Below are 13767 nucleotides of genomic sequence, written 5' to 3' on the forward strand. Positions count from 1 at the left end.
TAACTACCTTAACCTTGAAAACCTCATTCTTTTCATCAGCTTGCAGCCGTTTTTGCCTGTGCAAGAACTCTGTGTGGGAAAAAAGTTGAAGTTGGACAACATTTCGGCCACCCCCAAAAACCTCCGCTTGTTCAACTTGCCTCCACACAATGTGCACAACCTGGCTACTTAGGAGTTATCCACAGGGCGATTTCTGGAAACGGGGTAGGAAAGCGGCACTTTTACCTCGAAAAACCGCCTGTTGCCTACCCGGTTTTTTGCCCTTGCAGGGGGCCAAAATCGCCCTCTGAGGCGTTGGCGGAACCGGGGATTCGAGGGGGTGTCCGCCTGGTTTCTTGACAGGGGACTGAACAAAAAGTGAGCAACTTCCGCCGTAGAATTCCGCCATGGCTACAGAAATCAGAATCAGGAAATTGGGCTGGGCGAAGGGCTTGAGAAGCCGTTTATTGGCCGACAACCTGCCCGCAACCTTGTGCGCGGCGGCCTTGATGGGCCTGTTCGGCGCGTTGGCGACGGTGGTGTTCCGGGAGCTGCTGGGCTGGACCCAGATGCTGCTGGCCGGCGAAGACATCCCCCACGGCATGGTGTCATTGGCTCGTGGGCTGGACCCCTGGCAGCGCTTGCTGATGCCCGCCGTTGGCGGTGCGATAGCCGGCGTTATCCTGCAAATGGCAGCAAGATGGCTGCCGAAACGGGGCGCGGCAGACTATATGGAAGCGATATCCGTCGGCCGGGGCGTCATTGGACTGCGCCAGACGCTTGCGCGCAGCCTGTCGTCCATTTTTTCCATCAGCTCGGGCGCCTCCATTGGCCGGGAAGGTCCAATGGTGCAGTTGGCGGCCATGTTTTCATCATTGACCGGGCGATTTCTGCTATTGCCGCCCCGCCATTTGCGGCTATTGGTGGCCTGCGGGGCCACGGCGGGCATTACCTCCGCCTATAACGCGCCGATCGCCGGTGCGCTGTTCATCTCGGAAATCGTCTTTGGCGTGATTTCATCGGCCACGCTGGTGCCGCTGGTCGTGTCATCGGTAGTGGCCAACATCGTCACGCGCCAGATCCTGCATTACGACGCGGTGTTCCATATGCCGCACTTCGAATTCGTGTCCGGCTGGGAGGTCGTGAACTACCTGGGGCTGGGCGTGGCTGCCGGCCTGGTCGCCCCGCAATTCCTGCGTTTCCTGGATCTGTCGCGCGCCGCCTTTTCCCGCCTGCCCTTGCCCCTTTGGATCCGCATGGCCTTGGGGGGATTGATCGTGGGGGCGCTGTCGGTGCTGAACCCCGAGGTGTGGGGCAACGGTTATAGCGTCGTCAACAGCTTGCTGCATACCCCGTGGGCCTGGCAGGCGGTGGCCGCAATCCTGTTGATGAAGATCGTGGCTACGGGCGCAAGCGTCGGCTCGGGCGCGGTGGGCGGCGTGTTCACGCCGACGCTGTTCGTGGGGGCGGCGCTGGGCGCGCTGTACGCAAGCGGCTTGCAGGCCGTGCTGCCGGCGGGCGACGTGTCGGCGATTTCCAGCTATGCCGTCGTGGGCATGGGGGCGCTGTTGGCGGCGACGACCTATGCGCCGCTGATGTCGATCCTGATGATATTCGAGATGACGCTAAGCTATGAAGTGATGCTGCCGCTGATGCTGGCTTGCATTACCGGCTACGTGATCGCGCATCGCATACGGCCGGAATCGGTGTATGCGAAGTCGCTGGCGAACAATCGCCGCGCGCAGCAAGCCGTATCCGACGGCGCTAAAAATAAAGGCGAGTAAAAGCTCGTGTTTATTCAGGTAGGGGTGGGGGGTTCAGATGCTTGGTCATGAAGACGCGATGCAAGCCCTGCTCTTTCGCGCGGTGCGTCTCCACGTAGCCATACCGCAGATAGATGGCGATGTTCTCCGTCATCCTTTCTTGCGTGTACAGGCGGATGCGCGAGTACCCGGCCCGGCGAGCGGCATCTTCGGCGTATAGCATCAGGATGCGGCCATAGCCTTTGCCTTGCGCCGCGGGGGAGACCGCGATGTTGTCCAGCAGCAGACAGCCGGGCTCCGGGATCAAGACCAGCACGGCGCGAATGGCGCCCTCTTCTTCCAGGACATGCACCACGCCTTCGGCGACACGCGCCGGGTAATCGTCGAGCATGGGGCCGGGCGTTGCGCCGATGCGCGCGATATACGGCGTGTAGGCATCCGCGACGATCTGTTCAATGGCGGGGATGTCGCCGGGCGCGGCAGGTCTGATCACGCTATTTCCCGATGCAGAAGCTGGAGAAGATTTCGCCCAGCAGGTCGTCGCTGGTGAATTTTCCGGTAATGCTGGACAGGCTGTCGTGCGCCAGCCGAAGCTCTTCCGCGAACAGGTCCAGCACCCGGTCGTCCTGGCCGGCATGTTCGCCTGCAAGCGCCAGATGCTCGGCCGCGTCTTGCAGGGCATGCAAGTGGCGTTCGCGCGCCAGCCAGGGCGATTCGGCGCCCGGGTTCCAGCCGGCGATGTTCAGCAGTTCGGCGCGTAGTGCATCCAGGCCCGCGCCGCGTTTGGCGGAGATGCCCAACTCGCCCGGCGCCGGCGTGAAAGCGGTGGATAACAGGTCCACCTTGTTGAATACCTTCAGCACCGGCGTGCGCGGCGGCAGGCGTGCGGTGATCTGCGCGTCCAGCTCGTCGCCGGGCTGGGTGGCGTCCTGCAGGTGCAAGATGACGTCCGCGCGTTCGATTTCCTGCCAGGTGCGGGCGATGCCGATGCTTTCGACGGTGTCTTCGGTTTCCCGCAGGCCCGCCGTGTCCACAATATGCAGCGGCACGCCGTCGATATGGATTTCCTGCACCACTTTGTCGCGTGTCGTGCCCGCAATCGGCGTGACGATGGCGATATCGTCGCCCGCCAGCGCGTTGAGCAGGCTGGACTTGCCGACGTTGGGCTGGCCGGCCAGTACCACGTGCAGGCCCTCGCGCAGGATGACGCCCTGGCGCGCTTGCGCGATCAGGTTGGACAGGTCCGCCGTCAGCGCATCCAGCGTCGGCCGGGCCTGGTATTTCTCAAGGAAGTCGATCTCTTCTTCGGGGAAATCCAGTGTCGCTTCGACCAGCATCCGCAGGTGGATGATGCGGTCTGACAGGTCGTTCACGCGCGCCGAGAATTCGCCCGACAGCGAGGCCACGGCGCCGCGCGCAGCGGCCACTGACGAGGCTTCGATCAGGTCCGCCACGGCTTCGGCCTGGGCCAGGTCCATGCGGTCGTTCAAAAAGGCGCGGCGCGTGAATTCGCCGGGTTCCGCCAGGCGCAGGCCAAGGTCTCGGCCGGCCGCCAGGCAGCTGTCCAGCACGCGGCGCAGCACGGCGGGGCCGCCATGGCCTTGCAGCTCCAGCACGTCTTCGCCGGTATAGGAATGGGGGGCGCGGAAGTAGATTGCGATGCCCTCGTCCAGCAGTTCGCCGTCCACCGATTTGAACGGCAGGTAATGCGCGTGGCGCGGCGTAAGTTCGCGCTGGAACAGCCGGCGCACCAATTCGGACAGGTCCGCACCAGAAACGCGCACGACGCCGATGCCGCCTCGTCCGGGGGCGGTGGCAATAGCGGCAATGGGGGAGTAAGCGGACATATCTGAACAGGGGGAGATGCGAGAACAATAGGGGAATATAACTGTTGCGCGGCTCCTTGTTTGCTGGTTAATGTGCCCCAGAGGTTCAAAACCCGAAACAACTCTGGGAGATCACGATGGCATCTCGGTTTTCGCGTGTCTTGGCCTGCGGCTCTGCCGCGGTGATGTTGGCCTTTGGCACATTCAGTTCCGCAATGGCTCGCGATCTGGTGATCGCCCTGAAGACCGAGCCCTCATCAATGGATCCGCAGTATCACGCGCTGACGCCGAATACGCAGATCTCCCAAACCATTTTCGACACGCTGGTCGCCACCGATGCGCAATTGAAGCCGCAGCCCGGGCTGGCGGAATCGTGGACCGTGGACGGCAAGGTCTGGACGTTCAAGCTGCGGCCTGGCGTGAAGTTCTCGGACGGCACGCCGTTCACCGCCGAAGACGTGGTGTTCACGTATGACCGCGTGCCCAAGGTACCGAACAGCCCGTCGCCGTTCACGCTGTACCTGGGTTCGGTGGCCAAGACGGAAGCGGTCGACCCGATGACCGTGCGCATCACCACCAAGGAAGTCGCGCCGAACCTGCTGGTGAACCTGGCGCAGTTGCCGATCATGTCGAAGAAGGCCGCCTCCGGCCCCGCGGCGGAAGGCAAGACCACCACCGAACTGAACAGCGGCGATGGGTTGGTGGGAACGGGCCCGTACAAGTTCGTGTCGTGGAAGCGCGGCGCGGAATTCGTGCTGGCGCGCAATGACAATTACTGGGGCAAGAAGCCCGAATGGGACCGCGTGGTCTACCGGCCCATCAGCAATGCCGCCGCGCGCGTGGCCGCGCTGTTGGCCGGCGACGTGGACATGATCGAAGATCCCCCCACCGACGATCTGCCCAAGCTCAAGGGCGACAAGAAGCTGTACGTCGAGGAAACGCCGTCGGTACGCGTCGTGTACGTGGCGCTGGACCAGTATGCGGAACCTTCGCCCGGCATCCAGGGCACGGACAAGAATCCGATGAAGGACAAGCGGGTGCGTGAAGCGCTGTCGCTGGCGATCAACCGCGACGCGCTGGTCGAGCGCGTGATGGGCGGCGTGGCGCTGCCGGCCGGCAACTTGCTGCCCTACCCCATGGTCGGCTCCAGCAAGGAACATTCCAAGGCGCCCAAGGCCGACGTCGAAAAAGCCAAGGCACTGCTCAAGGAAGCCGGTTACCCCAACGGCTTTTCGATCACGCTGGGCTCACCCTCGGGCCGCTACGTCAACGATTCGAAAGTGGCGCAGGCCATCGCGTCGATGTGGACGCGCATCGGCGTGAAGACCAGCGTGGACGCGATGGCGCCCCCGGTGTTCTTCAAGAACCGCGACAGCTATGCATTCTCGGCCTATCTGGCCGGCTGGTCGGTGACCAGCGGCGAGATGTCCAACGCGCTGACCTCCCTGCTGGTGACCCGCAACCCGGAGGCGGGCCTGGGCACCACCAACCGCAGCCGCTATTCCAACCCGAAGATGGATGAACTGGTGAAGGAAGCGTCGTCCACGATGGATGACGCCAAGCGCGCCGACCTGCTGGCGAAGGCCAGCAATATCGCCATGGACGACTACGCCATGCTGCCGGTGCACTTCGAACTGTCGGTGTGGGCCATGAAGGGAGACATCCGTTATCAGGGCCGTCCCGACCAGGTCACGCTTGCGCAGTTCGCAACCCTGAAGAAGTAACGCGCAACGCGGGCGGTCTCTAGTGCTGGCAACAATCGTAAGAAGGCTGCTGCAAACCATCGTCGTCATGCTCGTCATGTCGGCGTTGGTCTTTGCAGGCATCTACATGGTGGGCGATCCGGTGTCGATGCTGGCCAGCCCCGAGGCGACTGAAGCGCAGCGCGCCGCGATCAGCGCATCGCTGGGCCTGGACCAGCCGCTGTGGCGGCAATACCTGATCTTCATGGGCCAGGCGGTGCGCGGCGATTTCGGCAACAGCTTCCTGACCGGCGAGCCGGCCATGCACCTGATCCTGGAGCGCATGCCGGCCACGGTGGAACTGGCCTGTGTGGCCATGCTGCTGTCGGTGCTGATCGGCGTGCCGCTGGGCATCCTTGCGGGGCTCAAGCCGCAAGCGCCCGGCTCGCGCGCCATCATGACGGGATCTGTGCTGGGCTTTTCGCTACCCAACTTCTGGGTCGGCCTGATGCTGATCATGGTGTTCGCCGTGATACTGGGCTGGGTGCCGGCCGGCGGGCGCGGCAGGACGGTCAGCATCGGTTCGCTGGAATTGAGCGTGCTGACGCTCAACGGCTGGCTGAGCCTGGCCCTGCCCGCCGCCACCATCGCGTTCGCCAAGTGCGCGATGATCATCCGCGTGACGCGCGCGGCCACGCGCGAAGCGCTGCCCATGGATTACATCAAGTTCGCGCGGGCCAAGGGGCTGTCGGAAAAGCGCGTGCTGGGCGTGCATCTGTTGAAGAACATCCTGATCCCGGTGGTGACCGTCGCCGGGCTGGAATTCGGACAGGTGATGGCGTTTGCCGTCGTGACGGAGACGGTGTTTTCGTGGCCGGGGATGGGCAAGCTGCTGATCGATTCCATCATCAACCTGGATCGTCCGGTAGTGGTCGCGTATCTGCTGCTGATCGTGTTCTTCCTGGTCATGTTGAATCTGGTGGTGGACATCATCTACACGGTGCTGGACCCCCGCGTACGTTTGGATAGCCGCCGATGAACAGCCCTGCCACTGCTGCCGCGCCTGCCGCAGCCATCAAGGAACAGACGCCCTGGCGGCGTTTCGTATCGGATTTCTTCGCCAGCAAACTGGCCACGCTGGGCCTGGTGATGCTTGTCGTGATCGTGGGCGCCGCCTTGCTGGCGCCGTGGATCGCGCCGCAGAATCCGTATGACCTGGCGTCGCTGGACATCATGGATTCCAAGCTCAAGCCGGGCAGCGAAAGCGGCGACGGCTCCATGCACTATCTGCTGGGCACCGACGGGCAAGCGCGCGACCTGTTTTCGGCCATCCTCTATGGCATGCGCACCAGCCTGCTGGTGGCCACCGTGTCGGTGCTGGCGGCGTTTGGCATCGGCGCCACCGTGGGATTGATCGCCGCCTATTTCGGCGGCCGCATCGATGCGCTGTTGATGCGGATTGTGGATATCCAGTTGTCGTTTCCCGCCATTCTCGTGGCGCTGATGTTGCTGGCGATTCTGGGCAAGGGTGTGGATAAGGTGATCATCGCGCTGATCGTCGTGCAATGGGCGTATTTCGCCCGTGCGGCGCGCGGCGCGGCGCTGGTTGAACGCGGCAAGGAGTATGTGGAGGCCGCGCGCTGCATGTCCTTGTCTTGGGGGCGCGTGCTGTTTCGCCACGTGTTGCCTAACTGTATGCCGCCGCTCATCGTGATCGCCACGATCGACCTGGCGCACGCGATCGCGCTGGAGGCCACGCTGTCGTTCCTGGGCGTGGGCGTGCCGGTGACCGAGCCGTCGCTGGGCATGCTGATCTACAACGGCTTCGAATACCTGTTGTCGGGCCAGTATTGGATATCGTTCTTTCCCGGCATTGCGTTGGCGCTGGCCATCATCGCCATCAACCTGGTGGGGGACCACTTGCGCGACGTGCTCAACCCGCGCCACGCGAATTGAGGGCGGACGCGATGCAGACGCAAGCTGTGGATAAACCGCTGGCGACGCCCCCGCCCATTCTTGAGGTGCAGGGCCTGAAGACGCATTTCTTCACGCGCAACGGCATCGTGAAAGCGGTGGACGGCGTGGACCTGACGCTTGCGGAAGGCGAGATCCTGGGGCTGGTGGGGGAATCGGGATCGGGAAAAAGCATCACGGGCTTCTCGCTGATGGGCTTGCTGGACGAGCCGGGCCGCATCGTGGACGGACACCTGCGGCTGAACGGCGAAGACCTGCGCGGAGCGTCGCCCGCGCGGTGGCGCCAGTTGCGGGGCCAGGAGATCGCGATGATCTTCCAAGACCCGATGATGACGCTGAATCCGGTGCTGCGCGTGGATACGCAGATGATCGAAGCGGTGCAGGCGCACCATAAGGTGTCGCGCGAACAGGCGCGCCAGCGCGCCTTGCAGACGCTGACGATGGTGGGCATCCCGTCGCCGCAGGAACGCCTGCGCACCTATCCGCACCAGTTGTCGGGCGGCATGCGCCAGCGCGTTGCCATCGCGATCGCGCTGCTGAATTCGCCGCGCCTGATCATCGCGGACGAACCCACGACCGCGCTGGACGTGACGATCCAGGGCCAGATCCTTTTCGAAGTGCAGAAGCTGTGCCGCGAGACGGGCACGGGCCTGGTCTGGATCACGCACGACCTGGCGGTGGTGGCCGGCCTGGCGGACCGGGTGTCCGTGATGTACGCGGGCCGCGTCGTCGAGACCGGCAGCACGCATGATGTGATCACTCATCCCATGCATCCGTACACGCATGGGCTCATCGCTTCCATCCCCACGCCGGAATCGCGCGGCAGGCCGCTGGTGCCGATTCCAGGCATGACGCCGTCGCTCTTGAACCTGCCCGTCGGCTGTGCGTTCCGCGGGCGCTGCCCGCGCGCGACTGACGCCTGTCTGATCGAACCGCAGCCTGTGGAAGTCCGCCCGGCGCAATGGGTGCGCTGCTGGCACGCCGGAGAGGCAGACATCAAATGAGCGCAGCAGAACGCGGCGGCGCCGCCCCCACCTCCATCTTGTCCCTGCGCGGTGTTGAACTCCGCTTCGTCCAGCCCGTGGATCTGGCCGGACGCATCGCGAACCTGCTGGGCGCGGGTCTGAAGACGCAGGTGGTGCACGCCGTGGGCGGTGTGGACCTGGAAGTGCAGCGCGGCGAAGTGATCGGCATCGTCGGCGAATCGGGCTGCGGAAAATCCACATTGGGCCGCATCGTGTCGGGCATATTGCCGCCTTCGTCCGGCGACGTGCACTACCAGGGCAAGGCGGTCAAGGCGATGACGGGCACGGAGCGGCGCGCCTACGAGCTGGGCGTGCAGATGATCTTCCAGGATCCCTACGCATCCCTCAACCCGCGCATGCGGGTGCGCGAGATCATCGGCGAGGCGCCGGTGGCGCATGGCCTGATTCGTGCGCGCGACAAGGCGGAATACGTGGCGGGGCTGATGCGCCAGGTGGGGTTGGACCCGGCGTTTGCGCAGCGCTACCCGCATCAGTTTTCGGGCGGGCAGCGCCAGCGCATCGGCATCGCACGGGCCCTGGCGCTGAAGCCCTCGGTGATCGTCTGCGACGAGGCCGTGGCCGCGCTGGACGTGTCCATCCAGGCCCAGGTGCTGAACCTCTTCGAGCAGCTGCGCGACGATCTGGACCTGACGTATCTGTTCATCAGCCACAACCTTGCCGTGGTCAGCCATATCTCGGACCGCGTGGCCATCATGTATCTGGGCCGCGTGGTGGAGCTTGCACCTACCGACACCGTATTCCAGCGCGCCAACCATCCGTATACGCAGGCGCTGCTGAAAGAACTGCCGACGTTGACGCCAGGGCGGCGCAACTACCAGCCGATCAAGGGCGAACTGCCGTCGCCGCTGGACCCGCCCACCGGTTGCGCGTTCCACCCCCGTTGCCCGCACGCAATGCCGCGTTGCAAGACGGAACGGCCACTGTTGAGGGAGATCGCGCCGGGCCAACACAGCGCCTGCCATTTGAACGACGCGGCGTAGGCGTCATTCACACGGCTACTGGACGTAGGATGGGTGAAGCGCGAGAATCGCCAGTTAAGAACGCAAGAATCCAGCGCGCGAAACCCATCCATCTGAGGTTGCGTTGGGGCTGGATCTGCCAAGAATTCAATGTTGCATGATGGGTTGCGCGCGCCGGGCAGCAATGTTCTTGCTTACGAACTCTCGCGCTCCACCCCTCCTACTTGTCAAACCTTTCGCTATCGCCGAACTCTATTCCTACTGCCATGAAAACCATCGCCGAAATTGAACGCGCGCATCCCGAACTGACCGCGTTGCGCCGCGATATCCATGCCCACCCCGAACTGGCCTTCCAGGAGACGCGCACGTCGAACCTGGTGGCCGAACGCCTGCGTGAATGGGGCCTGGAAGTGCACACGGGGCTGGGAAAGACCGGCGTGGTGGGCGTGTTGCGCGCCGGCAGCGGCAAGGGGACGGTCGGCCTGCGCGCCGACATGGATGCGCTGCCCATGCCCGAACACAACCGTTTCGCGCATAAGTCCACCATCAGCGGCCGCATGCACGGCTGTGGCCATGACGGCCATACCGCAATGCTGCTGGGCGCGGCGCAATACCTGTCCACGCACCGCAATTTCGATGGCACGGTTGTGTTCATCTTCCAGCCCGCCGAGGAAGGCGGCAATGCGGGTGCGCGCGCCATGATGCAGGACGGCCTGTTCGATAAATTCCCTTGCGATGCCGTATTCGGCATCCACAACATGCCCGGCATGCCGGTCAACCAGTTCGGATTCCGTGCGGGCCCGACGATGGCGTCCAGCAACCGCTGGGACATCGTCATCAAGGGCGTGGGTGGACATGCGGCGCAGCCCCATGCGTCGGTCGACCCGATCATCGTCGCGGCCGACATGGTGCATGCCCTGCAGACGGTGATTTCGCGCAGCAAAAACCCGCTGGACCAGGCGGTGCTGTCGATCACGCAGATCCATGCCGGCGATGCCTATAACGTGATTCCGGGCGAAGCGGTGCTGCGCGGCACGGTGCGCACGTATTCCGTGGAAACGCTGGACAAGATCGAAGCGGACATGCGGCGCATCGCCACCACCCTGCCCCAGGTGTACGGCGGCACGGGCGAACTGGACTTCGTGCGCGCCTATCCGCCGCTGGTCAACTGGGAAAAGGAAACGGCCTTTGCGGCCAAGGTCGCCGAAGACGCGTTCGGCGCCGAGAACGTGCTGCGCGACATGCCGCCGTTCATGGGCGCCGAGGATTTTTCCTTCTTCCTGGAAGCGATCCCCGGCGCGTACCTGTTCCTGGGCAACGGCGACGGCGACCACCGGATGGAAAGCTATCACGGCATGGGCCCTTGCCAATTGCACAACCCGAATTACGACTTCAATGACGCCTTGCTGCCGGTGGGCGCGACGTATTGGGTGAAGCTGGTCGAGGCCTACCTGCCGGCCGCCTGATGCGGGTTGGCAACCTGCGCCTTAACACCGATGCGCTATTTGCTTATAGGCGTTTGGCATGAGGCCGCGGGGCTTTCCCTCGCGGCCTTTTCTATATGACGTGAAGCTTTGTTCAAACGCCAATAACTTCGTTTGAGATACAAGGCGCGCTTTCCATAATCGATCGTTCCAGACATGCCGCAAGGCGAACCGGAGCGATCGATGTCCCAGAGCAACGCCTTGCGGCGCGAAGTAGACGCCGCCCCCGTCCCCCCTGCGCAGTCCTTTGAACTGCGTCCCCTGCCCGGCCCCGTGGGCGCCGAGATCATCGGCCTGGACTTGTCGCGCGACCTGACCGCGGCTGATTTCGCCCGCGTGCATCAAGCGCATCTGGACCATCACCTGCTGGTGTTTCGCGACCAGCGCATCACGCCGCAGCAGCATATCGATTTCAGCCGCCGTTTTGGCCGCTTGATGATCCACGTGCTGCATCAATTCCACCTGGCAAACCACCCCGAGATCCTGATCGTCTCCAACATCGTGGAAGACGGCAAGCCGATCGGCTTGGGCGACGCCGGCAAGTACTGGCATTCGGATATTTCGTACAAGGAACTGCCCAGCCTGGGTTCGCTGCTGCACGCGCAGGAACTGCCGGCAGAAGGCGGCGACACCTTGTTCGCCAACATGCATCTGGCCTACGACACCTTGCCTGCCGCGCTGCGAAACGCGATCGAGGGAAAGCGCGCCGTGCATTCCTATCTGGCCCAATACGGGCAGTTGCAGAAGGAAGGCAACTGGCGCCCTGCCTTGAGCGCGCAGCAGATCGCGCAGGTGCAGGAAGTGGTGCATCCGGTGGTGCGTACGCACCCCGAGAACGGCCGCCGCGCGCTGTTTGTGAGCGAAGGCTTCACGACGCGCATCGTCGATGTGCCCGAAGACGAGAGCCGCGCGCTGCTGGCCGAATTGTTCGCGCACAGCGTGCGCGCCGAGAACATCTATCGCCATCGCTGGCAGCCGCATGACCTCGTGTTCTGGGACAACCGATCGCTGATCCACCTGGCCGGCGGCACGCCGGATCATCTGCGGCGCAAGTTGTACCGGACCACCATCGAAGGCGACACGCCTTTCTGAAAAGCACGCGGTTTCTGACGCAAAGCACTTATCCACAGGGAACACCATGCGCATGTCTTCAGCACGACGGGACCGACTGGTCCAAACCGTTACCGGCGCCGCCCTGGCGTTGATTCTGGGGGTGCTGGCGCTGGCGTCGCCCACGCCCGCCTTGGCCGAAGGGCGCATCCGCATCGCGGAGCAATACGGCATCGTGTACCTGCTGCTGAACGTGGCGCGCGACCAGCAATTGATTGAAAAGCACGGCAAGGCCGAAGGTGTGGATATCTCGGTCGAGTGGGCCAAGCTGTCTGGCGGCTCGGCCGTGAACGATGCGCTGTTGTCGGGGGCTGTGGATATCGCGGGGGCGGGCGTCGGACCGCTGCTGACGATCTGGGACCGCACGCACGGCAAGCAGAACGTGAAAGGCGTGGCATCGCTGGGCAACTTTCCTTATTACCTCGTCACGAACAACCCCAACGTGAAGACCATTGCCGACTTCACGGACAAGGACCGCATCGCGGTGCCGGCCGTGGGCGTGTCGGTGCAGTCGCGCGTGCTGCAGCTGGCGTCGGCCAAGCTGTGGGGCGACGCGCAGTTCAACAAGCTGGACAAGATCTCGGTGGCGCTGCCGCATCCGGATGCGGCGGCGGCGATCATCGCCGGCGGCACGGAAATCACGGGCCATTTCGGCAATCCGCCATTCCAGGAGCAAGAGCTGGCCGAGAACCCCAAGGCCCGCATCGTGCTGAATTCCTACGACGTGCTGGGCGGCCCCAGTTCGTCCACCGTGCTGTTCGCCACCGAGAAATTCCGCAAGGAAAACCCCAAGACCTACAAGGCATTCCAGGAAGCGCTGAAGGAAGCCGCGGCCTTTGCCGCCGCCAATCCGGAGAAGGCCGCCGATATCTACCTGCGCGTCACGGGCGCCAAGCAGGACCGCGACTTCCTGATCAAGGTGATCAAGAACTCCGACGTGCAATTCAAGCTGGAGCCGCAGAACACCTTTGCGCTGGCGGAGTTCATGCACAAGGTGGGCGCCATCAAGAATGCGCCGGCCAGTTGGCGCGACTACTTCTTCGATGATCCGCTGACGGCGCATGGCAGTTGATATGCCGGTGACCGCCGCCAGGCCTGTGGATAACGTTGACAAGGCGTCGCCGCTGCTGGCTGTGGATAAGGTGACGATCGAATATAAGACGCGTGAACGGCGCGTCCGCGCCACGCATCAGGTCAGTTTTGACGTCCACGACGCGGACCGTTTCATCCTGCTTGGACCGTCCGGTTGCGGCAAATCAACGCTGCTCAAGGCGGTGGCCGGCTTCCTGCCGCCGACTGAAGGAAGCATCTCGATCGACGGGCAGGCGGTGCAAGGCCCGGGCCCGGACCGCATCGTCGTGTTCCAGGAATTCGACCAGTTGCCGCCGTGGAAGACGTTGCGGCAGAACGTGGCATTTCCGCTGCTGGCCTCGCGCAAGCTGGGCCGGCGCGAAGCAGATGAGCGCGCTATGCACTATCTGGACAAGGTGGGTCTGGCCGCGTTCGCGGACGCTTATCCCCACACGCTTTCCGGCGGTATGAAGCAGCGCGTGGCGATTGCCCGCGCACTTGCCATGCAGCCGCGCGTCCTGCTGATGGACGAGCCCTTTGCCGCGCTGGACGCCCTGACCCGCCGCCGCATGCAGGAAGAGCTGATGGCCTTGTGGGAAGACGTGCGCTTTACCCTGCTGTTCGTTACGCATTCGATCGAAGAGGCCCTGGTGCTGGGCAGCCGCGTGCTGCTGCTGTCGCCTCATCCCGGGCGCGTGCGCGCCGAATTGAACGCGCACGCCTTCGGGCTGCACAGCCAGGGCTCGGCCGCCTTCCAATCGGCGGCCAAGCGCATCCATGACCTGTTGTTCGAGTCGCCCCTGCCGCTGTCCGATCCGGCGCAGGCCGAGCGTGTGGCGGCTTGAGGTCGCCGCGCGTGCCGCTTCCCGAGTT

At 63.8% G+C, this 13767-nt stretch carries 12 protein-coding genes; 10 read left to right on the forward strand and 2 right to left on the reverse strand.

Annotated elements, in window-relative coordinates; genetic code table 11:
• Positions 1-386: 386 nt before the first annotated feature.
• The gene (locus ACO6D5_RS06645) at positions 387-1763 is read left to right on the forward strand and encodes a ClcB-like voltage-gated chloride channel protein (RefSeq protein ID WP_315529020.1); all 1377 of its coding nucleotides are present in this window, start codon (positions 387-389) and stop codon (positions 1761-1763) included.
• A gap of 10 nt (positions 1764-1773) precedes the next feature.
• Here the strand turns inward: ACO6D5_RS06645 and ACO6D5_RS06650 are convergent, their stop codons facing one another.
• Both ACO6D5_RS06650 and mnmE read right to left on the reverse strand, forming a co-directional pair.
• The gene (locus tag ACO6D5_RS06650) at positions 1774-2235 is read right to left on the reverse strand and encodes a GNAT family N-acetyltransferase (protein ID WP_315529023.1); all 462 of its coding nucleotides are present in this window, start codon (positions 2233-2235) and stop codon (positions 1774-1776) included.
• A 1-nt stretch (position 2236) separates the two neighbouring features.
• Positions 2237-3589 (reverse strand): tRNA uridine-5-carboxymethylaminomethyl(34) synthesis GTPase MnmE, encoded by a 1353-nt coding sequence (gene mnmE / locus ACO6D5_RS06655; RefSeq protein ID WP_485824950.1) that lies wholly within the window; start codon positions 3587-3589, stop codon positions 2237-2239.
• Between the two features lie 116 nt (positions 3590-3705).
• Between mnmE and ACO6D5_RS06660 the strand changes: the two genes are divergently transcribed.
• The 9 genes from ACO6D5_RS06660 to ACO6D5_RS06700 all read left to right on the forward strand — a co-directional run bounded on the left by ACO6D5_RS06660 (position 3706) and on the right by ACO6D5_RS06700 (position 13739).
• Entirely contained in the window at positions 3706-5292 is a 1587-nt protein-coding gene (locus ACO6D5_RS06660; RefSeq protein ID WP_035214317.1) for an ABC transporter substrate-binding protein, read from the forward strand.
• A gap of 22 nt (positions 5293-5314) precedes the next feature.
• A complete protein-coding gene (locus tag ACO6D5_RS06665) occupies positions 5315-6289 on the forward strand; it encodes an ABC transporter permease (RefSeq protein WP_485824951.1) in 975 nt (324 codons plus the stop codon).
• The gene (locus ACO6D5_RS06670; RefSeq protein ID WP_006228057.1) at positions 6286-7206 is read left to right on the forward strand and encodes an ABC transporter permease; all 921 of its coding nucleotides are present in this window, start codon (positions 6286-6288) and stop codon (positions 7204-7206) included. Before ACO6D5_RS06665 ends, ACO6D5_RS06670 begins: the two co-directional genes overlap by 4 nt.
• An 11-nt stretch (positions 7207-7217) precedes the next feature.
• Positions 7218-8228, forward strand: a complete 1011-nt coding sequence (locus ACO6D5_RS06675; RefSeq protein WP_485824952.1) for an ABC transporter ATP-binding protein — start codon at positions 7218-7220, stop codon at positions 8226-8228.
• On the forward strand, positions 8225-9250 hold the full coding sequence (locus tag ACO6D5_RS06680; protein WP_315529033.1) for an oligopeptide/dipeptide ABC transporter ATP-binding protein: 1026 nt from the start codon (positions 8225-8227) through the stop codon (positions 9248-9250). Before ACO6D5_RS06675 ends, ACO6D5_RS06680 begins: the two co-directional genes overlap by 4 nt.
• A gap of 245 nt (positions 9251-9495) precedes the next feature.
• Positions 9496-10695 (forward strand): amidohydrolase, encoded by a 1200-nt coding sequence (locus ACO6D5_RS06685; protein ID WP_315529035.1) that lies wholly within the window; start codon positions 9496-9498, stop codon positions 10693-10695.
• Positions 10696-10896: 201 nt separating this feature from the next.
• Positions 10897-11805, forward strand: coding sequence for a TauD/TfdA family dioxygenase (locus tag ACO6D5_RS06690; protein ID WP_315529036.1), 909 nt, complete (start codon positions 10897-10899; stop codon positions 11803-11805).
• A gap of 46 nt (positions 11806-11851) precedes the next feature.
• Positions 11852-12895 carry an ABC transporter substrate-binding protein gene (locus ACO6D5_RS06695; RefSeq protein WP_485824953.1) on the forward strand — a complete coding sequence of 348 codons (1044 nt, stop codon included), beginning with the start codon at positions 11852-11854 and terminating at the stop codon, positions 12893-12895.
• Between the two features lies 1 nt (position 12896).
• A complete protein-coding gene (locus ACO6D5_RS06700; protein WP_485824961.1) occupies positions 12897-13739 on the forward strand; it encodes an ABC transporter ATP-binding protein in 843 nt (280 codons plus the stop codon).
• Positions 13740-13767: the final 28 nt, after the last annotated feature.

The organism is Achromobacter sp. (genome assembly GCF_057314935.1).